Genomic DNA, 26,556 nt, shown 5'->3' with positions numbered 1-26,556 from the left:
AGTCTAACCTTAGAGGGGGATTTAAAGAAATATAAAATACAAACAGTAATTGAAAACCTAAATCTTGGTAATTAAAATTTCAATTACTGCCGTAGAGGTAGCTTAGAAAGTACATGACACATATTCAAATATGAATATCATTTCACTGCCATACAGGCAGCTTAATTTTTGGTTAGTAGCTATAGTTATGGTTTTTATTCTCACCCTTAGATTCGGTTGCACTGTAGCCAATTGAACTTGAACCACTACCGCTGATTTGTGCAGATACGTGCATGGCTGACATGGCACCTGCGGCCATCTGAGCATTAAACTGTGCAATGCCTTTCATGCTTTCCGCTGCAAGTTCGGCTTTCTTGATGGCATGGCTGAGATCAACTTCATATTTTTTGATCTGCATTTCAGCATATGCCAAGTTAGTCCGAATATTCATATCAGCATAACGCGCCTGTGTTTCTGCATTGGCGATGCCTGTACGCATTTTCATATCAGCAAATTTGGATTGAGTATCTGCATAGGCCAGATTTGTACGCAAATTTAAGTCAGCATATTTGGCCTGGGTATCAGCATTGGCCAAGGCAACACGTGTACGAGATTCAATATAGCGGTTATAAATATCACTATTGGCAATCGTTGTCCTTAACGCCAGATCTGCATAACGCGAATGTGCTTCTGATACGGCGATTGCAGTACGTGAGCGCATATCAGCAAAGCGTGACAAGGTATCCGAATTAGCAATACCGACACGGATTTTCATTTCAGCATACTTAGATAAGGCATCCGCTAAGGCGATTCGTGTACGTGAATTAGATTCCACAATATTGCTTTGCGTATTCATCTTTTCAATTGAAAGCTGAATCTGAGACTTCATAGCTTCCAGATTAGCCGTGTATGCTTCTGTTTCAAACTGCAATTTCTTCGACTGCGCATCCATTGATGCACGATACGATTCTGTATTGGCCTGAAACTCTGCAATTCTTACACGTGCCGCTTCCAGCTTCATATCACCTTCTTTCATCTTAATATTTGCTTTAGATGAAAGACCTTCGATAGTGGTGGCATAAGTACGTGCCATTGATTCATAGGCTTGAACCTTGGTACCTTCGGCCTTGATCTGTGAATCAAACATTTCAACCTTGATCCGTTCTGCACCGACCTGCTCACTGTATGCTTGCACTTCGGTTTTATAGGCATCAAAGTGACTTTTCACTAGGTCAGCACGTGCAGTTGCACCTTGGATCAGTGCTTTATACACATCCACATTCGACATAACCGCATCGATCTTAGCCTTGAAGATTTCAACGGTCTGTTGGTTGATCTGGCCAATGGCCACTTGTGCATCGACCTGGGAACGAAACGCGGTGATCTTGGCAATGGTGCCTTCAATCTTGGTTTTATATACGTCAATCATGGATTTAAATGCATCATTACGTGCATTAAAAATCGAGATTTGTGCATTGAATAGACTAAGTTTACTCTCGACTTGGAACTTGGCTGCATCCATCACATTGCTAACATAGGCAAGCCATAGGTCCTGTTTTAATCGTTCCAGGGCAATGCCTTGTTCTGTCAAAAATCGGATATGTTCAAGCTGCTTTTCAAAAGACTGGATCATAATGTCACGGTTCAGATCCGCAGCTTTTAAACGTGCATCATCCCGGATGGCATCGATCTGCTTTTGGGTGGACCCCTGTGGCAAGCTATAACCGCGACTGGCCCACTGATCAATCACCTCTTGTACTGCGCGTTCGGTTTCACGACTATTGCGTTCACGTGCACGATTGAAAAGTGAATTTTCAATCTCTGAAGGTAAGCCGGTACCGGTAGCAGTGCCATTCATCCAGGCACGAATTTCAGCGACTAAAGGCTGAATTGCGCTGTCCTTGTTGTAACTTTGATAGTCCGTTGCGGCAATTGCCTGGGCCTGGTGCATAATGCTATCAATATCGCTAGGTAGCTCTACACTAAATTCAGGTGGCAATTCATCAAATACCGGTAAGGATTCTGGCTCATATATTGGTAATGTAATCGCTTGAAGCTCTCCAATTTCAGGCAACACAATTTCAGGTGCGTCAGGGATTTCTACACTGCCAATATCAATATCTGGTCGCACTGGCAAATCAAAACTACCCAGGCTTGGCAATGTTGGAAAGTTTAAGATTGGGTTTTCAGGTGCTTCGGGTAAATTCAGATCAGATAAATCCAGGCCGCCTAAAAGCTCTGAAACATCAATATTGACTGTGTTTCGTGCAACGTCAAGTCCACTTAAACTGAGTTGTGGCAGTGTGCCGATTTCAATATTGGTATCGATTTCAGGTAAAGCAAAATTGGTAAGCTCTGATGGAATCTCAATCTCATTCTGCATGATCGGTGCATCAGGCAAATTGATCTCAAGACTAGGAATTTCAGGAGATGTAAGTGCAGCCGGCTTTTCAATATCCAAATCTAATAAATGTGGTGTAGGTACAGTCACATTTAATTCAGGCGTATCTGGCATATCTATAGTTGGAAATTGCGCATTCTCAGGACGTGGCAATTCTGGTGCATTACCCACCGGTTCAACCGTAACACTAGATAGCGTCGTCATGGCATTACTCATTTCTCCGAGTAACTGATTGCTGCGCCCTTCAAAGTATTTCATCTTGTCCTGAACTTCGGAAATCGCCTGATCAACGACATTGAGTGTAGGGATAATCATGTTTAAATTCTCCGTTTTGTTTTAGTGATGTTCACAACCATGTCGTTAATGTAAGCTGTAGATCCCTCAATATTGACTGCAAATTCAAAGTGTCTGCCACGTAAACCGCGACCAAAGACCACACGGCCATTGGTTAAATATTCGCTTGGCTCTTTTTGTAGAATATAATTAAACTTTTGAAGGTATCCGCTTTGTGTTGTATCAACATCAACGGATAAATTACCGTCCAGGCTATATTCCAGGATCATGCTTTCTGGATGGACTAAGCCACCATCTCCTAGATCTAATCTTGCTGTCTTGATCTGTGCAGCGACTATACTGGCACCTTGTTTAAGTTCTTCAATACCGGTATCTGTCACACCATAAAGCCGGCCATTAATCACAATCAATTCTTCATAAGGGAAATCATAATAGCGGCTCATGTTCCAACCATCGGCCTTTGCGGTCCATGCTCCGATAATTTCTCTACCGTCGTGGTATTCATCATCCAGGAATAACAACTCGCTCACACTAGATGAAGCACGTTTAATGCCTTCAATGGATTCTGAAAAACTTAAACTGGATTCTGCCAGGCTTCGTACTTTCCGCTGTCCTGATACCTGATCTGAAAACACCAGGCTTTCAACCACCAGTTCAACCGTATCGGATAATTTTTGAAACTCATCACCAAACCGGATCGTATCTTCAATCGTGTCACTGACAATTCGTACAGCTAGATCATGCAGTTTAAAACTTTCTGATACCCGGCTAACCACCTGGTTATATTGCTCAAGATCCTGGCCAAGTCCTAAAGTTTCAACAATCAGGGTTTTTAATTTGTCACGTGTGCTATCTGACAGGACTAGGCTTTCTTCAATCAGATCACTGGAACGTGATAGGGCATGTAGGCTATCGCTTAATTTAAGGCGGTCACTGATACTTTGGAATGCAGTTTTATAGGTGAAATGTGCATCGGCCACTTTAAATGGCTCGATGTGTACAGTCTTATAACTCACCTGCTCCACTTCGCCCAGGCCAAGATCCTCAGTGATTAGTTCAGATTGTTTTACAAAACTATGGTCAGCCAGGATAAAGGCTTCTTCAATCAGCTGAAATTTGCGTACAGAGTGGATTACCTGATCAGCGAAACCAAGCTCACTGTCTAACCGTCCTTTACGGCGTGATAAATCCTCATCCCCTAGCCGGATGATTTCTTCTACATTGTGTCGAACCTTGCTGAGTATGGTTTCAGTAAATTTGAAGTTTTCCACATCACCCGAGGTGACTTTGCCAAATGCTTCTGAGCTCAACACAATCGTTTCTTGTGTGTCGTCACGATAATTACTCATTGATCACCCCGATAAAGTGGTATGCTCGGCTGTGGCTAACTAGGTTGGAATATCCTGTGTATTTCCAAAAACCTGCATCATTGGTTTCGCTAATATTGACATACTCGGACTGACCAAGAAAAACCCTACTACTTGTACGCGCCATCCCCTCACCATACTCATCAGGTGAAGGAAGAAAGTAGCGTTCATCTGGTTTTTTGGTACTCAAAGAAATGATCTTTTCCGCAATTGGCCATTTTAAATCACCAGAAAGCACATCATTCGCCCATGCACTATTACTGTAAGTATTTACTTTTGGTGGGCCACCGCCACCACTATGAATCCACTCATTTGCATTAGGATGAATCAACCAGGTGTAGTCAGCAGGTAGTCCGGTTACCCAAGGGCCACTATTAGCAAAGTCATTCCCTGGGTGTGGGTCATACTTTTCAATCTCTACCCATACCGGGTTGCCACTCACCGGATACGGTGTACCTGTCATTTTTTCCAAACCGCCGGCCCAAGCAAAAATATTGTCATGAGTCCAATAGCGATAGCTATATGGATCTACAATCGCATTCAGCTCTAATCTTTCACTTTCACCCATTCGTGCCGAGTATTCTTTTTTGGCATGGAGTACAGTGCTCCGATTGAACATCGGCACCAGTACGGCCAGTGACAGTTGTTTTCCGATAGTGGTTTTAGTTTTAACAAGTTGAGTAAAGTAGCGATTTCTCCACATGGTACCTGGTCGCCAGAAATGAGCATCATAAGAGAACATGGGCTTGCTGTCATAACCCTTATCTTCGCCTTTTACCGTCGTTCGTTTTACGGTAGGTGCAATTTCATCCCGATCATCAATATCGGTCAGATAAAAATGCCCGGCGATTGTGGATTTTCCTTCGGTTTCATTCATGTACCAGGATCCTACCGTCATATAAGCATCAAAGTCGGTATCTATTTCCTTGGTAAAATCCTTTTCAGTATAAAAATACTTCACCACCTTCACCGAATCATTATCGAAATAGATATACATGATGGTGTCACAATTTGCAGTTGGTCCAGGTTCCAGTGGTGAAAAGTCAAAGGATATGCACAAGCCTGCTTCATAGTATGGAAATTTTATTTGTGGCTGTGCTTTTGGACGAGCCGGGTGAAATAGGTTTCCTCGATAAAGCTCAATGATTTTACCGCTATGATTGGCGATAGGATTGCACCTGTACTGATCCCAATAGTTAATTTCTATTTTCGCATCAAAATTTATACTGGCACGTGACAGGATTTCAGCCTGGTTAATGTGTCTTAACTTATATTTGATTACCTTAGCCAAATCACCTTCATTTCCCAGGGCTGAGTTGAGTTTGGATAAATAGCGGCTTAGGGTGTTCCTCTCGCTGTCGCTTAACTCAGTTGATACCTGAACTGACTCCGTTCCGTAGTGGTGTTTGCTACCCACCATGGATAGGCTTAGACGGAAAGTGGTGCATTCAATAATACCAATACTGTTGTATTTATAAGCTGTGTTGTAGGCGATATTGCCACGGTTATTGAATGACCAACCACATGCCGGAAACATCGGGATATGATTTCTAAATATGCTGTTATCACAGATTTCAATAATGACACCGGCACGTACCCACTGCTGAAACACCTGCTGATCATCGGGGAAGGATTCTCCACTTGGCATAGCCTTGAAGGTGCCTAGAATTTCAAGAAGTTCATCATCTTGGTATTCTTCTTCGATATAGGTGTGAAATGCCGGATCTGCGGTCAGAGGGATTACCGGTAAAGGCATAGCATAGACCTTATCTGCTACCCGAATTAGCCATGGCCGGTTTTGATCATCGAAAGCTACGGCATCAGTTTTATGGGCGCGATAGTTATACTGAAATTCACCGGTGATTGGTGGTACACCGGTATAACCAGGCAGTCGTACATTGTTATATTTTTCTGCAAACTCGACCAACAGTTTTTCAGGTATTTTGAATTGGATACGCTCTAACTCATCTTCCGGTAACTGGTCAAAGTCTTGCCTTCCATACCCACCGACAAACTGGTGAATTTTAGCCATACTGCCGCTATACCAACCTGGATTATGCGCCTGGTATTGCGTTTGCAGGAAATTGGCATTCGCTTGCGATATAAATTCAGTGAACTTGTAGTTTTGTTCAATGTTGAAGCGTTCTAGTTCAATCGTTTTGGGAATTGCCCGATCTAGTGAGCGCGATAAACGATTGCGGCAAATTTCGGTGAGTTTAAGTTTAAGTTTTTCACCTAGCCGCACCATAGGTGTTTCAATCACACCACTAAAAAACATTGGGATATACAGCTTCACCAAGCCGTCATTAATGAATTTTAATTTTTCAGGTTCTTGCTTATCTGCAATAACACGAAATATACCACCGGAATGCTGAACAATGAAGTAACCACCATCCGGCAGATCATAAACCTGCTTTAAGTTTTCGAGTTGAGCTGCTTCTTTATAAGTAAGAAAGCGGTGAATCTCTGAAAGGATACGGTCAGTATCTTGATCAGTGAGTTCACCGCTGATTACATGCAGCCCATAAGGAATAGGACTAGTCATGTTTTACACCGTTGCGCTTAGGCGATAACCAATTTCATAAACGTCACCATTCTGGAAGGTACGCGCTACCGCATACTTGCTTGCAGAAACGAGAGTACCTGTGGTGCCGCCTTTGGTTGAGTTGGTGAGTAGTGCAGCACCTGTCACGGTTAAGGTTCCTGATGTTGCAATCGTCAGTTGTGCTGCAGCTGCCATGTTATCAATTGAATTACCATTGGTGTCTACAGGCACCCATTCAGGACGTGTGGCATTGGTATAGCCTTCGGTACCACTAACAATTTCACTTGCCACTGCTGCAAAGTTAGCTGCTGTCCATGTTGGTGCAGGTGCAGTGCTACCACTAAATAAAGCCAAGTAGTATTTCGCAGTTTTTGCCTTAGCACCTAATGCCACATTCAGGATATGTGCAATCCCTTCGTTCACCACCAGGTTTTCATTGCGCTGCCATTCACCACCATTGACACGATCAAAGTATTCACCCTTAAAACTGATGCCACCGAGCTTATTAAAGGTGATTTGATTGCCATCTTCGCTATATTCACCACGCGCTAATGCACCTAACAGTGCGTCTTTATTTAAATTTTCCATTGTCATGACCGGATTAGTTAAACCAGTCCTTAATGTAGAACAGTGACAATTCGATCATCAAACCTTACAGACTGTCCACCTTTCGCGGTGATGCCTTTTAATGTGTTGGCATGTGCTTCAATCAGATTTCCAGATGGCGTACCAATGCAGTAACCATTTTCAGCCAACCACAATATTGATTCCAAACCTGCAGATAATTCCCCAAGCAAATCACTATTGACACGTAAAGCCGTACCAGGCACCGGAGCCTTTGCACCAGTCTGCACCAGGCGCAAATCTCTAACATCGGAACCACTTAAAAAAACCACACTATTAGATTGACCAACCCAAATACCGGATTCAACCGGCTCCACAAAGGTCACACGTTGCGGCAAAGCAATATAGTCATAGCGTTCATCACACAAATGGAAGTTTAACGCCTGGGAAAAGTACAGCATATTTTTATCTGCAGTCAGCAATCGACCACGCCAGAGTTTTAAAAACTTACCAGGGCGCATCGGTGAAAGGTGCTGAAACTGAGCAGCACGTGTCAGGTCCTTATCGCTGCTAATGGTAAATGTAACCGTATTAATGGCTACAGTCGCCACCTTCAACAGTTCCGATCCATTACGCTCAGTCATGTAAATCACGGCCTGGTCAGCATTACCGCTGTAGTTATACGGCAAGATCAGTTCAATACCGCCTTCAATATTTAGACTTACACTTGAAGATAATCCTGATTCACGGCCATCTTTAGACCAGGCAATTGCAACAGTGTAGGTTCCTTCCAGTAGTGATCCAGAAGATAAACGCGCCATCGGTTCCGGTGGAGTTTCAATTGTCAGTTTAATCACACTTGCACCGTCATATTTATACAGGGCAAGCGCATCGGAAATAATAATAAAATTATTTACCACCAGGTAGTTCACACTTCCTTTCAATTCAATATTTAGGTTTTCATGTGACCAGTCTACCGGATTGATTTTGACCAATTCACCATTTAAGGTGCCAAAGGTATCACCGTGTAATGGACTAACCCATAAATTTTTGTATGGCGTTTCAGTAGCAATGACACCTGTTTCGCGCAGCTGTACCCGGCCACTTGAACTAATGTTGACGTTTACAGCATCACGCAGCTTAACGAACGGTTCACGACCGAAACTCGACATGCTGTCATCATCCGAAACATTATCAAGACCACGTAACGGTGTTAATCTTTTCATTTTGGAGCACCTTTTCTATATTGATCTGAGTTGCCGTCAGGTCGAATGTAATGTGTTTTTAAGCGAATGTTTGGAACACCGTATGCTGCAATACCAAAGGCTTCTGCCTTAATTTCTTTAGGTTCGATCACCACTGGTTTTTTCACCAGTGTTACTTTCATCCGCCCTTTTAAGTTAGAAATATCCATTTCACTACTAAAACTATCGAACCCTATAACACCAACATCACGTACAAGTAAGCTGATACCTGTTTTACCAAAAATTTCGGATGCAAAACCATTCGGTATGGTCGGCTTAGGTTCTCCAATCCATAGGCTTTGTGGTTTATATAGCGTATCACCAGACCGGCTATAGCCCATTTGTGTGGCCAACCAGGACGAAGGTTTTAGTTGGCGATGGAAATAATCAACCACATTGATAGAGCTAAAACGTTCAGCATTAAATCCGTTAGGACGAATGTATTGAGGCCCATAATAAGGAATATGTAACTTTGTTTCCCCGAAGCGTGTCTGCACCAAACTTTCATATTGTTCTATAGCTTGAGGTCGTCCATCTAACGCACCATGCCATCCCATACGGAAGGACAAGAAAGAATTGACACGGATATAACGACGACGCAAGTCTATGATTGGTGATCCTATAGCTAAAAAGCTCACGCCAAACGCTTCAATTTTTCGGTTAAGTAAAGCGATTGTAAGGCTCCCGAAAACTTCACCGGGTTGCCGCCAACCATTGTCACTGTTTACAAAGTGCTTGCGCCCTTCTATTGGATGGTTGATTTCAGCTTGCCTGGTCGCTTCCATCACCGCATAAATGGTGTGAGGACTTAACCGTGGTCGAGTGTTTTCCATGCCGAGTAGGTCGCCAAGGGTAGGCACAGCGATGGTGCGGTTACGTAGGATAATGGTGTGATTACCTATGGCAAACTCTTGAATCCCTGAATCCATCAAAATGCCGTTGGATTGAGCATGATGAGAACCAAAAGCAGTAGCGACAAAGCCTTGTGCAAAAATCACATTGGTTTTTAGTGATGGTGTAGAAACCTGATATTTTGGAATCTCAATACCTTTACCTTCATAAGTATCTGGAGGTAAGCCTTCACCATCCCAATCTAGGTTGATATTTTGCAAACTATACGGTGGCGCACCGGTTTTGGTTACTTTGATTTGTCCTAAAGCATTGGCATTAAAGCCACTGATACTAATAGAGCGATCACGAAATGCTATGTTAGGTTTACCGATTAAAGTGGTGACAAACCCATCTATCGGGAATGCTCGCCATTGCAAGCGAATAGCACTTTGACCAAATACATCGGTACTATTCCCTCGTTGCTTTAATTCAGGTGTTAGATTTTTGATAGCCGGTTCACCAAAATAATCACGGTGCGTCCACCTTGGCGTGATGATATTCCACTTGATATGCAGTGAAGGACCACCAAAAGCAGATAAGTCTGGACCAGGTGTATCCACATAGCGCGTATATAAATCCACTTTAGGTAATGGCATATAGATCGGTGCAATAGAATAACGACTTTCAATCGACAATTTGCGAATCCTAAAGGCCACCATTGGAATACCGGTTTGCAAGGATTCAAACGCACCAACCCATCGGTATTCACGTCGAGTGTTCACGACAGATGGTTTGCCAAAAATATCGAACTTGCTACCAGGTATGTGAATTTGATCTGCAGCATTTACAATACGACCCCACCCGGATAGATACGGTGCTTCCATAGAATCAGGGCTTAATTTTCGTATTCGATGAGAAATAAAAACATGACCAAATAGATTGCTATTCAAACCAAATGGGTAGACTGGTCGTGCATTGTTATTCGCAGCAGAATAACCAAAGCGAGAACTGTCCTGACCTATGCTTTTGATGACTCGGTTACGGTTGGCCACAACTGTCCATTGACCAAAACCAGGAGGAGTAAGACCACTGGCAACATCAAAGACCTGAACAATATATTGTCGGCTATTCCAAACTTTAGGCGTACCGTAACGCTCACCGGCTTGTATGCCGAAAGTTAAAAAGCCTGTCGCACGAACCCACCGAGTATGCAGCTCAATTTTATTTAGCCCAGAGAACTGTTCTGCATTAAATCCCAACGGATAAAGAGCCTGATTTTCGGGAACGATCCGCTGTCCAAATACAGTGGCAATAAAGCCACCAGGCTTAACAAATTGTGTGCCACCAACCTTATGATTGGTTTCAAATTCACGATAGATAGACTGTGGCGCTAATGTTCGTACACGATACCAAGCCCTATTACCTCCAAAAACACTAGATTCAACGCCATGGCCTTGTATAAACCGAACTCCATGTTCAATTTTAGGCGTGGCAAAATTCTGCGTGGAAAATCCACCAGGGGAAAGTTTTCGGTAACGGAACCAGACAGTAATATCAGCATTGAACTTTAATGAATCAATACCACCTGGGGAAACAAGTCGTCGCCAGTTGCTAATGACTGCATCGCCATAACGTGTAGCCAGAATCGAAGGTGGGTTAAGTTCTGGCACCTTGTCCAGTTTATGTCGGCCAAAGCGTTCATTTTCAGAAAAACCGATACCACGTGCATTAATGCGGCGATGGCGGTCACTGATAAAGGTGCCACCACCAAAAATATTTGAATTAAGTGGGTGTGGTGCAATAGATGGTGTTTTATTCCGAATACCTGTATTGCCAAATAGTGCGGCATTAAAGCCTAGTGCATTGACATTACTTAGGTTGGAATAAACCGACGACCAGTCACCATAGAAGGATTGATCATTCCCTTTTACGCTGATAATACGCAAAGTATTTTTGACTTGAATATCACCAAAAATACCACCAGGGATCTTTGGGCTATCAGCATGAAAGATACGCTGTGCTTTATCCACTATCTTTGCAAAACCTGACATGAATCCGTTGATTCGTTCAGGTGTTAGATAACGAGGGCTATGTGATACCCAGGCTAGACCATAGCTTGATGCAATAAATCCGTTAGGCCGTGGAGGGAATTGAACAATAGTATTGCCGAATTGTGTTGCAACGAAGGTTTGAACATAGATGATCCGTGGTGAAACATTGGGCAATGGGATTTCAGGAGCTTGAATAGCCCGACCACTGAGCGAAATTGTACGTGTTTCTTTGGTATTTAGGGCATCTAACTGGCCGATGATACTGGCATTAAAGCCCGACACATACAGAAAACGCATACCACCTTGCAGCAGCAGCTCACCAAAGCGTGAAGTATCGACAGCACGACCATTCATGCTGACGTACTGTTTCAGGTTATAGATACGTGTGACACCGAACAGTGACGCAACAAAACCAGGGATTTCATAAGGTCGGTTGCGATTAACTATCGTGGTGTTACCAGTAACGATAGCTGTATTAAAACCTGCCGGACGTACAATTGCGCTATTGTTATGAATGTGAGGGACTGAAACGTCACTTTTTGCAATACCTAACGCATGAATCCTTCGGTGAAAGTGCTGTACCGAAGGCATAGGTACAAATGAAAAGTCACCGTATTCACGCAATTGTACCGGTAAATTTAGATTTGGTATGTAATTGTTAGCCTGTAGATATTTCTCACTAATCGCTAGAACATTGTTATGATGCCCTAAAAGCTGATACTTCAAAATAATTTTTGAAGCACCAAACTTTTCACCATCTAATACAGACGGCACTACTAGGGATTGTGTACTTGGAACACCTGCACCGGCTGTGCTGAGTATGGTTAAATGGTTAGCACTTGAAGGTGGGCTATAATTATTTATTAAGGTTGCATTGACAGCATTGTACGGACTGGCAGCATAGGGAGAGTCACCTTCATTACTCAGTATTTTTTCAACTTCACTTGTCGGCGGTGTATAACCATCCACGAGTGAAACATCGGAATTATTGTAATCCGGTGACTTATAAAACATCTTAATCTACCAAAGGTAAGGCGTAATCGGACCATCGCTTTCAGGCTTATAACCCGCAGGGCCAATATGAGTTACAAGTACATCTGTTCCATAGGGTATAGATGCAAACCAGTTCCCACTAAGATCAGGTGTAGCTGTCGATATGTATGCACCAGTTAGCCAATTATTAATTAGAATACGTTGTGTCGGTTGTCCATTGGTTAAGCGACTGATACCACCAACATAACTAGCAATAGTACGTGTGTATGCAATTGTCCCAGGGATTGAATTATTTTCATAAATTTTGTCCCAATTGGTATTGTCATTAGAACCTTGAATTTCAAATTTTAACGGAAACTCAGCGGTATAGTGCGATGGGATCATGTGGTAGCTTCGGATTACCTTTGCTTCCGGTAATTCAATTTTAAACCAACACGTCCCCCCTGAAGAAAATGAGATGCTTTCACTTTCATAGTAAGTGGCTATGTCACCATCAATACCTCTAGGTGCTCCGGTAGTAGCAGAATATTGACCGCTTGAAGTTGCAATGGCACCGATACATAAATTAGTTCCAATTGCGTCAACATCTTCAAATAAGCGAAATTCAGCAAATGAAGCATATCTATTATCCGTTGCAAAAGAACCTTTAAATAGCAGACGATAATATTTGTATGCTTGTGCTACTAAAGCCATAGATTATCCCTCGATGAGTTCGCCATAAGGCGTTTCTTGTTTCCAATAGCCTTTTTGATCATGCCAATCACAATATGCCTGAAAGAAAGCCTTTTCGCCTTCCATCGCTCGGTCTTTAACAAAGCCCTGAATCCACAACTCCACTTCACCGTGTTGACGACGGCTGAGTTCGACACAGTACATCTGAAACTTAGGCAACTTCATCAGTAGTGGCCAATTAATCTTGACTTCATCTGCTGCGTAAACGTCAGCCTTGAACCCTTGCACACCAACGCCTTGTGTTGGTGGTTTTTCCGTAGTCGGTTGTTTTACTTCTTCACTTGTCGCCATGAGCATCACCTTTATATGGGTTCAGCCCCATAAACATGAGGCTATCAACGGATAAGAAATTCAGGTGTCACACCTTGAATATCTTATTTGTGCCGTTATCCCAGGTCACAATAATGTCACCGCCGTTCGGTGTGATCGGTAATCCTGTTGCCGTATCAATGTAGGCAATCAATGGGCTTGTTGCTTCCACACCAGTATCGGCATAGATAATAATGGCTTCAATGGATGCACCTGTAACGGATGTAAAGGTGCAGTCAGCAGCATCGGCTGCGCCACCAGTGGTTGCTTTTGATGTGAGCGTGACCGGACCTGCAATACGTGCCGATGTTGGGATATCAGATAAATATTGGTGTACAGATGTTTGCGGTGTATATGCACCTGTATCTACCAAGATGACCTTAATTGTGTCAGTCATCCAGTTGATCTGTGCTTCTAAAAAGCGCTGACGTGCAAAGTCATAGAGTGTGTTTGCCATGTGCTTGAGTCTCCGTAGCTGAATCGGAAGCACTCATGCGCTCATGTTTAATTTCAATGTGATTATCTGCTTCAACACAAATTCGAGCCAATTGTCCTGATTTTTTGATCAATTGAACTTTGGCACCGCCAATGTAAAGCGTATCTTCGGTCTTTAAATCAATTGTACGTTTGCCCATCTTTGTGCATGATTAAATAAAATAAGTAAGATCATTATGTAAAAAACCCCTGAAAAGCTTTAGCCTTACAGGGGTGCTTATGTCACAAGCAAGTCATGGCATGAATGGAATAACGTTATGCGGTATATCCTCACGAGTAATGCGTCGCAAATCACTATCAGGACGAATACCGAAATAGTCTGTAAATTCCTGCTCTGCTAATGCTGACCGATTTGGATCAAAGAATTCTGCATCTGGTACCTTAAACGCTTGGTGTAGAACCCACTGAATCAATTGAACATGGTGAATTTGGTTAATTTCTGGAATATCAGTATCATTTTCCATTGGTGACAATGGCACACGATAGCCTTCTAATTGTAATTCACCATCTACATCAGGAATTGGAACAAGGCGAACACCTGTATCATCTTGAATAATTTGTTCAGGTTTACCCTGTTTCACTCGCCAATTTTCACCATCATAATAATGATCGAGTAATTCAGCTGACATTAAAGTCAAGTATTGCCCTTTTGTTCCATCGCTTGGCTGGAACCACACTCGAGTCAATTCGTATAACGATTCATGTAACTGATAACGAGATGAACCAATCAATATATTAATCTTACAAACATCATTGTTTTGAGATTCATGCAATAAACGACCACGGATACACGCTTCACTTACGGCATCATTAAGCCAATCAATGACACTAGCATCATCAATAAAATATGGTTCTACTTTATCGTTGGCCAGTGTACGAAAACGGCTGATCAGGTCATTTAGCTGCATTACACAACCCCATATTGATGAATCATTTGAGTAACTGATTCTTTCAATTCATCAAGATTCTTTTGTGGGCTAAGTTTCTGCTCATACTTTTCTAAAGCATATTGAACCAAGCCAGCCTTTGTCATTTTTCCAATCGTTTCAATTTCATCAAGAACTTTATTTTCTTTATCAATTTCTTCTTGCTGTTTTTCTTTAGAGCGATTGAGAATACTTGACGTATCATCATCTAAGCCTTGCTCAGTAGATTCACCAGAAATGGATTCAGGCTCACCCTCATAACGAGTAAACTCAGGATGTTTTAAAAACTTGGTTGCCAAATCACTTGGAATTGATCGCACTTGACCTTGTTCAAAGGTTAAAGCTGATTCGTATAAGTGGTCGGTATATAGAGATTTATTTCCAATATACTGAATTGATACACCAGCAGATTTTTGAACAACATTGGTTGGGGTAATTGTCGCTGTATTAATTGCGACATTCTTTTGATGCTCAACCTTTTGGCGTAGATTCACAACTTCAGCACTCAATGCCAAGTAATCTTCAGGATCAGGCAATTGCTTAACCAAATGAACCGTTGTGCGGAATAAATAATCCTTTGCCTTTTGTTCATCTGGTAATTCTTCATAAGGTAAAAAACATGGATGTTCTTTTTTCTCTATATCTTTTACTTCACCATACTTCCAGCCCTCAGCTTCTTTGACCTTAAACCAAGACTCATGAGACTGTTCAGGTGTTGCATCAGGATTTTCCAAATGCATTTCAACGCCAGCAATCAAACTTTGTTTAAGTGATTCTGGTGTGTCATCCCAAGCAGGTTGACTATCATCACCCATTGATTGGCAATATGCAGCATTAATTGCATGACACATCATCGCTATTGCAATCGTTTTCATCTTATCACCGTAATAAGTTAAAAAATAAAAAGAATGGTGTAGGTCTGTCTAAAACCTACACCATCAAAACATTAACGAGGACCTGTCAATTCACCGCTGACAATAACCTTGATGTCGCTTGCCTTGGCATTCGCTGCACCACCAATGGTTAAAATCAATCGTGCAGCCTTAGGTAAGGTTACCAATTTACCTGTATTAGCACGTAATCGACCTGCCGTTGCAAGATCACCAGCATTGATAAAATATGCTGCATCTTGTGGTACTTCTGTACTATCACCATCAACATATTTAAAGCCAAGTGAACCTGTAACGGTGGCTGTCATACCTGTTTTAATCAGGATTTGAGCATCATCAAGACGCATACCTTCTGGTAGTTCACCTAAATCAATAACATCACCACTTGCTACTGCAGCAGTTGTATCTGAATCAATTACGGCACCTGAAGCATTCGTGGCAAGAAAAAATGCTAACGCTGTAACATTGCCATATGGTGAGAATCCACCAAACTGACCATAACCACTAGGCTTCTTCTTAATTGTCGCCATTTTAAAAATCTCCAAGGATTAGAATAAGATGAGGTATGCCCATAACTGGACATACCCAAAACAATTACTGATTAGCACCAATGATTGGCACAGCGGTATCGACAACAGTTACACCATAGTCGGTAAATTCTGTACGCTCACCAGTATCAACAGCGAAACGGATTTTTGATGTACCACGAATGGCACCGATCAATAATTCCCATTTATCGCCATGATCAAGGTCTTTTTCAGACCAGAAGAAAGGCACACCAGACTTATCACTTGCAGCCATTGCTTCCGCAATTGCTTGTCCACCCAAAATAATTGAACGGTCAACAGCGAAATTGCTACCAAAACTTGATGGCACGATTAAATCTGACTCAGTTTCACTGTCATGCGAAGCACAATATTTAATTGTGTCACCTGCATAGAAACGAATTGGACGTGGCATTTTTCGGATAATAAATCCGTTCCATAAACCTACATCACCTAAGAAAAGCGGATGTTGTTTTGCCTGACTTGCTCGTGCAAATGCAGATGATTGGAAAGCACGGAAACCTGGTTGAGCAGCAAATTTGTTGTACTGTGCTGGCGATACAAGCCATACACGTAATGGTGAATCTTCCGCAGCAACATCACCTTCAAACTTACAAATAGGTGGTGGTAAAGCAATTTGATCCAGAACAGTTTTCATTGAATCAACTGTATCCATAGTAAATAGATCAGTTGTTGCAATATCAAAATCACCTGCATTGCTTTTAACGCCCTGCACACCAGAACCATCAACAACATAGTGACGGTTTTTAGTTGGTGCTTTAACACGGTTCACCATGATTTCATTGAAGTTTTTATGATTATCTTTAGGAATAACCCATTCAATGTTGTTATGAGAACCACGTGCACCAGCCATATGCACCAGTAATGACTGATCACAATAGCGATCCATCAAGTTCTGAGCGACTGGACGACCAAGTTTTCGCAAATCAGCTGGGCTACGAATCTGTGACATCACGTTACCCAAATCAACAGGGAAACGAGCTTGGTTCACACGTAGGCGATCTTCATTCAAAGACATCCCCACACCACGACCTTCAGCATACGCACTACCCATAATTGGATATGCACCGACTGGATTTAGTAAGTGGAATGTCACTTCATCACCACGCCCTTTTCCTAAGTCCTGAACACGAACAATAGGCATATGGGATGTGGTTTGTTTACGGAGAGTCGCTTCCGCACCTGCTTCGCCCTTAGGCATTTTCCCAGCCAATAGGTTTAAGGTGCTGTTACGATTCATGTGTGTAGCGAACAGACCTACCGCTTGGGTAACTAAATTGGTCTTATCGCCATAACTTGCGTTAGTTTTAGTAGTCATGTTTCAAATACTCTCATCACGTATGTTTAAACACGTCTATTGAGAAATTGCTCCACTTGGTCGGGTGTCCATCCTTGCATTTCCTCTGCAAGTTGCGCTGGCGACATTGCTGCCAAACGCTCATCACGAGAAACACCAGCAGGACTACCAGCAGGCAAATCACTCAGACTGTTCGGTGGTGGTGTTTGAGCCTGACTCACAGCTTTTTGCGCTACTGCCTTTACTGCATCATTGGCAGGTTGAGCAGCTTGTTGACCTGATTGGGTATTCGACTTATACAATCCTAGAAGTTCTACCACCTGAGCAGCTGAACCTTTATCCAAAACTGTTTCATACGCATCTTTCAGAAAACTTGGTTGTGCATTCTTCCAATCATTAAATTCTTTCGATTCAACAATAGATTCTGCATCTGGGTGTGCTGTAAAGATTTCGTTAAAATGGGCTTGCTCTACACTGACCTGCTGTTGTTGCTGAATTGGAGCTAAAGCAGTTTGTAATTGCTGTTGCATCAAAGTTGAAACCTGTGAATTAACAAGTTTCTGAATACCAGCAGCCAAATCTTTCTCGCTAAAATCCCCAAAGATTGCAGGGTCTACACCCTGATCAATCGCTTGTTGTGCGATATTTGCTTGGTTGTCCTGTGTAGTTGGAGCCTGTCCGTTATCTTTACGTTCCTGTGCATCAGCTTGAAGTTGTGCCAACTGTTGTTGAGCTTCATCAAACTTTTGCTTCCATTCCTTTTCACCATTACGTGCTTCCACTAACTTGTCATAGGGAATGGTGTGTTTTCCGTCTTTAGCTAAGATCACAGCATTTTCAGCATTTAACTGGCTTTCATCGACCTGTTGTTGCTGTTGTGCTTGTTGTGTATCAGCTCTTGCGGAGCTATGCTCCTCATGCGTACCGTCTTGACCTTCAACTTTTGGGGTATTTTCTTCTGTAACTTGGGTAGTTGCTGGCTGACTACCATTTTCCGCATTTGCGGTATCGCCATTTAACGCTTGCTCTAAAAGCTGCGCTGCAAGTTCAGGTGATGCTTTACCACCGTTAGCTTCAATCAACTCATTTTGTTGCTCTGTAATATCCATGTCTGTCCTATCACTTATCGCTGTGACCGCAAAGGCGAATGGCTAGAGTTATCTAGCGTTTAGCTGTTGATTGCTCAACATGAGACAAGTGTCTAGGATTTATATATGATGTCGTTAGCCTTACAGGGGGTAGGATTAATGGCAGAATATTGTGCTCAATGCGCCAAGCAATATGGAATGAGTAATGGGTTTATCAATGAATGTAAGCCGAACTATCTAGCAAATGTTATTTGTGAAGGTTGTGGTGTAATTCAGGTGAATCACAAAGGTGAATGTGTGAGCCATGATTGCGACAATGGAAATCATGCCGTTGAATGGAAAATCAAGAAATAAAAAACCAGCATATTGATGCTGGTTTAAAGGTCTCGAATTCGATAGGTTTAAATCAATTCATCTAATAATGCAGTCATTTTGGTTTCAGCTTTTTTGCGTAATTCTGCACTGATTTTATTATTAGACAGTAACTGTGCCACGAGAAAAGCGTTATCACGTTTGGCATTGAGTTGATAACCATTAGAACTAGCACTACCACTGGCACATGCTTGGTTATCATTTGTAGGATCGGTGGATTTAACAGCATCACTATATTTAATTTCTAATTCAGGCAATTCAGAAACTATAGGGCTGTCTTGCAACTTCCCAGCATCCACACCTTGGCTTGCAAAATGTTCTTGGATTTTAATTTGATGGTTTAATTTTTCTTTCAACAAATAACCCTCAAGCATCCATACTTTGTTGCGAGCATTTTCACGAGCAACCTTTTTGCCAATTTCAGGATCAAAGTTTTCAGGACTTGCACACGCTGATTCACCTGTGACTGTAAATCCATTTTTAAGAACTAATACGCAAAATGTTAGCGCACCAAGTACACTATGAAACCCCATAGCATCATAACCATTACAATTATTCCCAACGCCTTGCGCTGCTGTAAAGTAATATTCGTCAACAATAGTGGCATCAATATCAGCAGGCGTTAAACGTGGCGCATTTAAGTTTTTAGATTGAATTTCTTGCTCAATTTGCTGTTCTACTGTCTTGGGTTCTTCCTGAACCAAAATCACGACTGCACCATTCGGAATATGATCTGTTTTATGACTATAAGTTTCATTATTTGTCACTCGATAATCTAGTAATGGATTCTCGACAACCAAGTAATCACCTGAAATATGCCACGCACTAACGCCAATCATTCGTGCAACCTGTTCAGCATTACCAGTAGTGTCAGTGGTTGGATCAAGTTGTAAAGTAATTTGTTTTTCAGTATTTAACATTATGGTTTACTCCAAAATTAACCAATCATTTGCGAATAGATCACCTGTAGATGGTGTCCAACCCATAGCCAAAGTGTCTTGTACTGTCTTTAATGTGCAATATGGTGCAACATCAATGTACCCACCAAGTTTTTCAGCATGAGCTTTGTTGTGTGGATTCCAGATATAGGTTGATTCAATTTGCTTGGATTCACCTTGAGCAACCACATATTGCAAATCATTCCAACATGAACGAGCAACTTTTTTACCTAGTTTCAAAGCAGTAAGTGCATCACCAAAATTTAAACTTCCGTTTGGTCGATAAGCATCTTTGAATACACATGCTGGCGACCAAGAGATATAGCCTTTATGTCGTTCATCATTTGGTTTTCCACCATCAACATATTCAACTAAGTAGCCTTGTTCTGAAGGGTCTTCGTTTTCAGGTATATCCCAATTACGATAATGGTTATATTCACCACGTGTCATAGTTGTTGCTAATACGGATTTAGTGCCGATGTATGCACACATAGCGAAAGGTAATAATTTCTTTAACATTTTATGCCCACAATAAAAAAGACAGCCGATTCGACTGCCTTAGTATCTGTGAACAATGAAAATTACTCTTGCCTTACAGGGGGTATGTTGTCACTGGTTCGTGGAGTCTCAATCCCCTGCATTCCTGTTGAACCTTGCTGTGGTACTGGTGGGTTCATCGGGCTGGTATTCTGTTGTACCTCTGCCAGTCCTTCACTGCCTAACTGCGCCCCTTCACCTTCTAAATATGGTGAACGTACATCACGTGCTGCTGTCTGTTCTGCGGTTGGGAAGTTAGGATCATCACCCATCGGATTAGGACGCTGATAACCTGCACCTTTCATAATCTCGTCTGCAATTGGTGCGATCTGTGGCATCATTGCTACCTGTGAACCTCCTTGCATTGCTGAATATGTAGCTTGCACACCAATTTGTACTGAACGTGCGTCTATTTCCTTAATTTCACTTACTGCTTTACGCTCTTTAAGTTCAATCTCTCGACGTTTTAGATCAATACCAGCATCGGCAAGTGCTTTATCAACAGCTTCTTTAATTTGTTGTTCCACTTGTTCTGGTGTTGGTGCCTGTGTAGCTTGGCGAATAGATTCAATAATGTCTTTCTTGAATGGAATGTCAGTCAAGGCCATCACATAAGGCAATACTGCAACTTGAACCTCTTGAGGTAAGGATTTAACAATCTCAGACAGGGCATTAAGTTGTTGTTCTCGGAAAGTGCTGGTACTTGGAACATCATCAAGTACAACTTTCAAGCGTGTACGTTGAACATCATTACTAACATAAGGATAACCATGTTCATCAACCTCAGGTTTATTGATAACAACTGTACGATCCTCACGTACCGCATCACCTTCAATAATGATAGTCTGTTGCTGAGTGCCCATATCCTCAACGATCATTGATAGTAGCATTTCTCCCATGAGGGTACGTCCCTCACGGAAATTATCCATCATCTTCATTAAAGTCTGGTTTGACTGCTCGATCTGTAACTGTTCTTGTTTTCCAGAAGTAGCATTACCTTTTTTACCTTGGAACCCAGAAGTAATATTGCTTACTTGCTCAATAGCAGCACGATTATCACTAATCAGTTGGAAATGTTGCTGTGATAATTCATAGTCACGTTTAACATCAAATCTTGCACCAGGTCTAGCCATGTGTGCTGCATCCAATACAATATCAGCATCAGGACGTGCAACTTGACGACGTAATTGTTCATCTGTCATAGCCACTGCACCTTTGGTACGTTCAACACGTGTAACACTCATCCCCCAACGTAACTTTGAGATACCAGAGTTAATGCTGTCTTGACTGTACTTCATGCCACGAACAAAGCCATACGGTATGCCAGTATTATCTTCACGAAACCCAAAAAACGGTACATAAGGGAAATAATGGTGTGAATATGGCGAAGGACTATCATGTAAAAGGTGTGGTCCAAGCCAATATGAACGACGCAATTTTGATATGGTAGCCTGCTCTACACGTGCAACACCTTGATAAATTGCCAAATCATGAGCCATGTTATTGATGTCATACTCAACGATGCGACCATCACTGAACTTTAAAACTGGTACACGCACCCAACGACGGTACCAAACCTCAGTAACGTTTATCTCTTTAGATGTCGGGTTATACCAGTAGTTTTCACTTATCGTCCATGAACGTGCATCAAGCCAAGCATTTTGTAAGCCTGTACTTGCTCCACCATCCAGCACATCAGGTTGTTGCCACCATGAACCACCATAACGACCAACTGTTTGGATTAGCTCCTTGTGTTCTGGGAAAGCACTCATTAATCGTTTAGGATGAACCCAACGAGTACGACGTAACCAACGTGCATCAGATAAGTCTGGCTCTGTAGACTTCATATCCCAATGAATTTCATTACGATGAACTACAACACAACGATAAGGATATTTAAATGGGTCTTGCTCACGCTTTACCTCAACCCATCCTAAACCACATGAAATTTGAGGACGAAAAGCATCACTACACGCTTTATCTGCTTTAGATAAGCGTTCAGCTTGATTTAATTTGTAGTTCAAGGCATCAGCAACATCATCACCGCCAGTTTCACCATTGGCTTTTACACGCCAATCAGTACGAGTCTGTAGCTCATAACCCATAATCGACAATAATGCTGGACTAATTCTGTCCTCTACAGCAGGTGGAATACCGATCTGTTGCATACGGTTAAGTAAATCTGTATCTAATTGATTGCCATCTGCATAATCCATCTCTTTATCTGCAATATGACGCCAATGAGGTTGTTCCTCAATTTCATGCATAATCTCCGTTAATTCTTCCAGACTGAGCGTATCATCATCGCTAATCTGCTCACTTGTAGCTGTATCTTCTTGAGTAAACATAGCTTTTCCTTATAAACGCCAATCTGTCGGAGGTGCTTCGACATAACCATGTGGATTTTGATGTGTTGTACCTTGATTCATACCAGTAAGACTAGCCGTATAGACGTAATCACCAAGCAACCCTGCATCTTTAGCCTGTGCCCACTGTCTAAGTGCGTCTGCACCTTCTGAGCAACCATTGGATTTATCAGGCTGATCAATAAACATATTGGCTTGTTGGTTAAACTTTTTCTTATAGCCTTCAATGCGTTCGATACCCAGTTTGCATCGTTCTTCATCAAACCAAGCATTCTTTAAATGTCTGCGAGTCTGTTGAATACCAGTTGTGAGTAACGTAATACGTGGAATGACCACAAAATTATGACCAGGTAATAATTCCTCAAGCATTTCTAATACTGACTTGTTGTAATCGCCAAGCCTTTGATGTGCTGCATCGTGCGGTAAATAATGAGTATGATAGATATAAGGTTTATCTTTAATCAGTTTCACGTAATGACGTAAATCTTGAAAATGATCTTCTTCATAATCAATAAAGCGATCTTGCTGATTCATCATTTGATGAAACCAAATTGCACAACCATCATGGTTGCCAATATCCCAAAAGGTACACGTCGGTACATCTAAAACTTCAATTTGAGCAATACCACTACGTTTACGCAACTCAAGCATATCTTTTGCGTAGTAGTTCCCTTCTGTACTGACCTGAAATGCTTCATCAGGAAATGAGGGATACTCTTGCCACATCAAAGCTTGATCACCAGATAGATCATTATCACGTGTCGATACATACCAAGCACGTTGATCAGGATCAATTTTGATCTTCTTACCTAAGTTTCTGGATACAACAATTTCAATGTGATCAAAAATATTATGATCTTTTTTTGAAATAATGACTTCAGTTGAGTCAATACGGTACTTAGGTTCTTCCCACCAACCATAAAAATGCAATCTAAAGTCTTTTGGCGTGAGCTTTTTACGTGATGCAAAGTTCTTCTGTGCAATCTGAACCTTATCAAAGAAGTCACCACCACGACCTTCAGCAGTAGATTCAATGACACATATACCTGTTGTTGGGACTGCTGGTAATGAACCTGTACGAACCTCTTTCGCTTTACCAGGTGATTGAGCGCAAATTTTACCGTATTCAGAAATAAGTAAGCGGTGCATGGTACCGCCACGGAATGATGTGGCCACTGAAATTTTAGAACCATTATGGGCGAACTCCATCTCAGTTCCATTATTGGTTTTGAGTGGAAAGCGTTCTAATATTTCAGGTGGTAAGTTATCGTACGCAAATTTAATCTTATCGCTAAAAATATCACCAACAGTTTCAAGGTTCTGTGCAATAACACCGCAATGCTGATTGGCGTTAAATAAAGCGTGATCAAGCCATAAAATACAAATCAATGTGGTGAAACCTAACTGACGTGCTTTTAAAATAATATTGCGGTACCACAACCGATTTAAGAATTTCTTCTGTGCGTCATTAGGCTGGAACGGTAATTCAAATGTTGGGGCTTCTTCCACTTGCCCGAACTCATTTACAAAGTCATCACCTTTAATTTTGATCTTATATAAACAGCCACTAAAAATACGCCAAACAGGGTCTGCCAAGCAGCGTTCAAGCTCCTCGGCATTTGTCGGTAGTGGCTGTAAGTTAGTGTTATAAATCAATTTTTACTCCATTTTGCACAACATTGGTGCATTTTTGAAGCGTGTACGTGAATGAAAATGTTTTGATGTGGGTGATTAGTCGTTCCATTCACGTACATGCACTAATATTCAGGATCATCAGCAATTGGCTTAAACGCAGAGCTATTTCCAGTGCTCACTCGTTCAAGTAATGCGGTCAGTGCATCAACAGGTTTATTGTTCTCATCATCAAGCCCAAACGCTTGGCGTTCTAATCCAATCAATGTTTTAAGCGTGTCACTGAGTTTTTTCATGGAATCAACACGACCAGGCATAGCAATAATCTTGTGGTAAATATCGTTTAAAGTGTCCTTACCCTTGTCATCAGGCTGATACATCAAATCACCAAGGCGAATCAGTAAATCAACCTGATCTTCACCAACCATTTGTTCCAACTCATCAAAAAGACTCATAGCAATCTTGCGTGAACGTTGAATATCCTTACGTTGAGACAAACGTACAGATGCAACTAAGTTTGCATTTGCATCAATAGTCTCTTTTTCTGAAATGCGGTTTGCGGTGCGAACTTCCATGCGAACTTGTTCTTTGCGAACCAAGTCATCTGCTTTTGCTTTAATCTTTGCGGATAAATCACGAGACCAATCATCACGTTTTGCACGCTTACGAATAGCTGTATCTGATACACCTTGTTCAGATGCGATTTCACGTAATGACTTTACGCCTGCTCGATAATCGAGTTCGATCTTTTCCCAATCAATTACTTTTTTTTCAGCCATGATCACCAAACCTCATATTGGTTTAATGATCATGTATATATGTGGGGAGGTCTAACCTTAGAGGGGGTTACCAGCGAATTGGTTTTTCTAATATATTTCCATTTTTTTGTTTTAATCCGCACCATTCACAGCAATCAACCATCCATGAATCTGCGTCACTGTATTTTTGTAGTTTAGGTGGAATTCTTTTTAAAGATACAAGTTGATCATAAGCAATGAACTTATGTGGGCATGACCCATCAAAACGACCTTCATGTTGAATTTCTTCTTCTGTTGCTTCTCTAAAAGTGCGCCTATAACCATAAAACCATGTAGTAGTTCTTGTGCTATAACGTCGAACTTCTACATCAATTTCATCCGTTTTAAATTCGCTTGGCCATTGACGTTCAACCACCCAAAGACCTGTATCTTTTGAATCAAATATAGATACAACTTTTTTACCAATCAGATTCATAACAATTCACCTTGCTTACCTACATCCAGTAAATCACTGACTTGTCTATTAAGCTTACGCACCTGACTTGTTACTTCACTCTGAAGTATTGCCATATGATGGCCCATTTCAATATTTGCATATTGCATCGCTTCAGCAACCATGAGATTGCCAAGGTTACGTGCTTCACGTGGCGTTAATGTCAAAATCTGATCATCACCAATTTCAATTTTAACGGTACCATCAGGTAAAACCATCTTGGACATAATACGAGATGGGCGATGTTTAGGGGCTGGAATGAATACACCACGCTGTACACGGATAATCTGGCCACTATCGACAAGATGGCTTAAACGATCATCAACGATAGATAATTTTAAGCCTGTCAATTGTGACAAAGTTTCTCTAGTAACGATCTGCTCTTGATTATGTAAATCCTCAATGGCTTCAAGGATTGTTTCAGCGTTAGACTTCATTGTCATACTCCCCTAAATCGTTCTTAAACTTCAACTACGTCGATATTGTGAATTAACTTCATCAATTTACGTTTGATGATGTAATCCGCAGTTTTATGACCTTTGGCATCTTCACAGATGAACTGATCATCTTTGGTCCAATAAACAAAGTCTGCTATGTAATCTGTGCCACGTACTTTCACACCACAAATTTTCTGTGCTGGTATCAGGTTGTATCGAACCTGAGTCTGTAAATCCTTGATCTCACCTGCACGCTGTAAGACCTTTAAATCATTTAAACGACGATATTCATGTTGTGAATCAGCAACTTTTTCACCATCAACGACAACTTTATGATTCCCATACTTTGGCTGTTTAGGCTTGTTGTCACGTTGATGTACAAGTCTTTTAATTTGAGATGGTGATAAATTCATAGGTCAATACCGTTTAATTTTAAAACTGTGTAACAAAT

The 26,556-nt window shown here is 41.6% G+C and carries 23 protein-coding genes and 1 pseudogene; 1 reads left to right on the top strand and 23 read right to left on the bottom strand.

Annotation, left to right across the window (positions count from 1 at the left end):
- Positions 1-172: 172 nt before the first annotated feature.
- The 15 genes from EXE10_RS06320 to EXE10_RS06250 form a co-directional block, all read right to left on the bottom strand.
- Positions 173-2,695 (bottom strand): hypothetical protein, encoded by a 2,523-nt coding sequence (locus EXE10_RS06320; protein ID WP_130112764.1) that lies wholly within the window; start codon positions 2,693-2,695, stop codon positions 173-175.
- Positions 2,696-2,697: 2 nt separating this feature from the next.
- The gene (locus EXE10_RS06315; RefSeq protein ID WP_130112763.1) at positions 2,698-4,023 is read right to left on the bottom strand and encodes a hypothetical protein; all 1,326 of its coding nucleotides are present in this window, start codon (positions 4,021-4,023) and stop codon (positions 2,698-2,700) included.
- Positions 4,016-6,586 (bottom strand): hypothetical protein, encoded by a 2,571-nt coding sequence (locus EXE10_RS06310; protein ID WP_130112762.1) that lies wholly within the window; start codon positions 6,584-6,586, stop codon positions 4,016-4,018. Before EXE10_RS06310 ends, EXE10_RS06315 begins: the two co-directional genes overlap by 8 nt.
- A gap of 3 nt (positions 6,587-6,589) precedes the next feature.
- Positions 6,590-7,174: a hypothetical protein gene (locus EXE10_RS06305; protein ID WP_130112761.1), complete on the bottom strand. Its 585-nt coding sequence runs from the start codon at positions 7,172-7,174 to the stop codon at positions 6,590-6,592.
- A gap of 29 nt (positions 7,175-7,203) precedes the next feature.
- A complete protein-coding gene (locus EXE10_RS06300) occupies positions 7,204-8,376 on the bottom strand; it encodes a hypothetical protein (protein WP_130112760.1) in 1,173 nt (390 codons plus the stop codon).
- Positions 8,373-12,290, bottom strand: a complete 3,918-nt coding sequence (locus tag EXE10_RS06295; protein ID WP_130112759.1) for a hypothetical protein — start codon at positions 12,288-12,290, stop codon at positions 8,373-8,375. The genes EXE10_RS06300 and EXE10_RS06295 overlap by 4 nt, the downstream gene beginning before the upstream one ends.
- A 6-nt stretch (positions 12,291-12,296) precedes the next feature.
- Complete coding sequence (locus EXE10_RS06290) at positions 12,297-12,962, bottom strand: discoidin domain-containing protein (protein WP_130112758.1); 666 nt, start codon at positions 12,960-12,962, stop codon at positions 12,297-12,299.
- A 3-nt stretch (positions 12,963-12,965) separates the two neighbouring features.
- Positions 12,966-13,292 carry a hypothetical protein gene (locus EXE10_RS06285; protein WP_130112757.1) on the bottom strand — a complete coding sequence of 109 codons (327 nt, stop codon included), beginning with the start codon at positions 13,290-13,292 and terminating at the stop codon, positions 12,966-12,968.
- Between the two features lie 67 nt (positions 13,293-13,359).
- The gene (locus tag EXE10_RS06280) at positions 13,360-13,767 is read right to left on the bottom strand and encodes a hypothetical protein (protein ID WP_130112756.1); all 408 of its coding nucleotides are present in this window, start codon (positions 13,765-13,767) and stop codon (positions 13,360-13,362) included.
- Positions 13,748-13,945 carry a hypothetical protein gene (locus tag EXE10_RS06275; RefSeq protein WP_061517827.1) on the bottom strand — a complete coding sequence of 66 codons (198 nt, stop codon included), beginning with the start codon at positions 13,943-13,945 and terminating at the stop codon, positions 13,748-13,750. The genes EXE10_RS06280 and EXE10_RS06275 overlap by 20 nt, the downstream gene beginning before the upstream one ends.
- Before the next feature lie 93 nt (positions 13,946-14,038).
- Positions 14,039-14,713: a DUF6682 family protein gene (locus EXE10_RS06270; protein ID WP_130112755.1), complete on the bottom strand. Its 675-nt coding sequence runs from the start codon at positions 14,711-14,713 to the stop codon at positions 14,039-14,041.
- Positions 14,713-15,606, bottom strand: coding sequence for a RyR domain-containing protein (locus EXE10_RS06265; protein WP_130112754.1), 894 nt, complete (start codon positions 15,604-15,606; stop codon positions 14,713-14,715). Before EXE10_RS06265 ends, EXE10_RS06270 begins: the two co-directional genes overlap by 1 nt.
- A gap of 71 nt (positions 15,607-15,677) precedes the next feature.
- Positions 15,678-16,151 carry a hypothetical protein gene (locus EXE10_RS06260; RefSeq protein ID WP_130112753.1) on the bottom strand — a complete coding sequence of 158 codons (474 nt, stop codon included), beginning with the start codon at positions 16,149-16,151 and terminating at the stop codon, positions 15,678-15,680.
- 64 nt (positions 16,152-16,215) lie between these two features.
- Positions 16,216-17,505, bottom strand: coding sequence for a DUF4043 family protein (locus EXE10_RS06255; protein WP_130112752.1), 1,290 nt, complete (start codon positions 17,503-17,505; stop codon positions 16,216-16,218).
- 26 nt (positions 17,506-17,531) lie between these two features.
- The gene (locus EXE10_RS06250) at positions 17,532-18,593 is read right to left on the bottom strand and encodes a hypothetical protein (RefSeq protein WP_130112751.1); all 1,062 of its coding nucleotides are present in this window, start codon (positions 18,591-18,593) and stop codon (positions 17,532-17,534) included.
- Positions 18,594-18,698: 105 nt separating this feature from the next.
- Between EXE10_RS06250 and EXE10_RS06245 the strand changes: the two genes are divergently transcribed.
- Positions 18,699-18,926, top strand: coding sequence for a hypothetical protein (locus EXE10_RS06245; RefSeq protein WP_227515190.1), 228 nt, complete (start codon positions 18,699-18,701; stop codon positions 18,924-18,926).
- Positions 18,927-19,255: 329 nt separating this feature from the next.
- On the opposite strand, the pseudogene EXE10_RS22135 reads toward EXE10_RS06245, so the two are convergent.
- The 8 genes and pseudogenes from EXE10_RS22135 to EXE10_RS06205 form a co-directional block, all read right to left on the bottom strand.
- Positions 19,256-19,648, bottom strand: a pseudogene (locus tag EXE10_RS22135) (Gp49 family protein); the annotation flags it as partial.
- 222 nt (positions 19,649-19,870) lie between these two features.
- Entirely contained in the window at positions 19,871-20,332 is a 462-nt protein-coding gene (locus tag EXE10_RS06235) for a DUF2829 domain-containing protein (RefSeq protein WP_228256792.1), read from the bottom strand.
- 131 nt (positions 20,333-20,463) lie between these two features.
- Entirely contained in the window at positions 20,464-22,767 is a 2,304-nt protein-coding gene (locus EXE10_RS06230) for a hypothetical protein (protein ID WP_130112749.1), read from the bottom strand.
- Between the two features lie 9 nt (positions 22,768-22,776).
- Positions 22,777-24,441 carry a terminase gene (locus EXE10_RS06225; protein ID WP_130112748.1) on the bottom strand — a complete coding sequence of 555 codons (1,665 nt, stop codon included), beginning with the start codon at positions 24,439-24,441 and terminating at the stop codon, positions 22,777-22,779.
- Positions 24,442-24,542: 101 nt separating this feature from the next.
- Complete coding sequence (locus EXE10_RS06220) at positions 24,543-25,196, bottom strand: hypothetical protein (RefSeq protein ID WP_130112747.1); 654 nt, start codon at positions 25,194-25,196, stop codon at positions 24,543-24,545.
- Between the two features lie 67 nt (positions 25,197-25,263).
- Complete coding sequence (locus tag EXE10_RS06215) at positions 25,264-25,650, bottom strand: hypothetical protein (RefSeq protein ID WP_130112746.1); 387 nt, start codon at positions 25,648-25,650, stop codon at positions 25,264-25,266.
- Complete coding sequence (locus EXE10_RS06210) at positions 25,647-26,105, bottom strand: hypothetical protein (RefSeq protein WP_070152185.1); 459 nt, start codon at positions 26,103-26,105, stop codon at positions 25,647-25,649. The genes EXE10_RS06215 and EXE10_RS06210 overlap by 4 nt, the downstream gene beginning before the upstream one ends.
- Before the next feature lie 23 nt (positions 26,106-26,128).
- Entirely contained in the window at positions 26,129-26,518 is a 390-nt protein-coding gene (locus EXE10_RS06205) for a DUF1064 domain-containing protein (RefSeq protein WP_042890550.1), read from the bottom strand.
- Positions 26,519-26,556: the final 38 nt, after the last annotated feature.

This window comes from Acinetobacter sp. WCHAc060033 (genome assembly GCF_004209125.1).
Classification (GTDB): Bacteria; Pseudomonadota; Gammaproteobacteria; order Pseudomonadales; family Moraxellaceae; genus Acinetobacter; species Acinetobacter wuhouensis.
The sequence above is the reverse complement of the archived record's forward strand: the minus strand, read 5'-3'. Positions and strand labels throughout refer to the sequence as shown.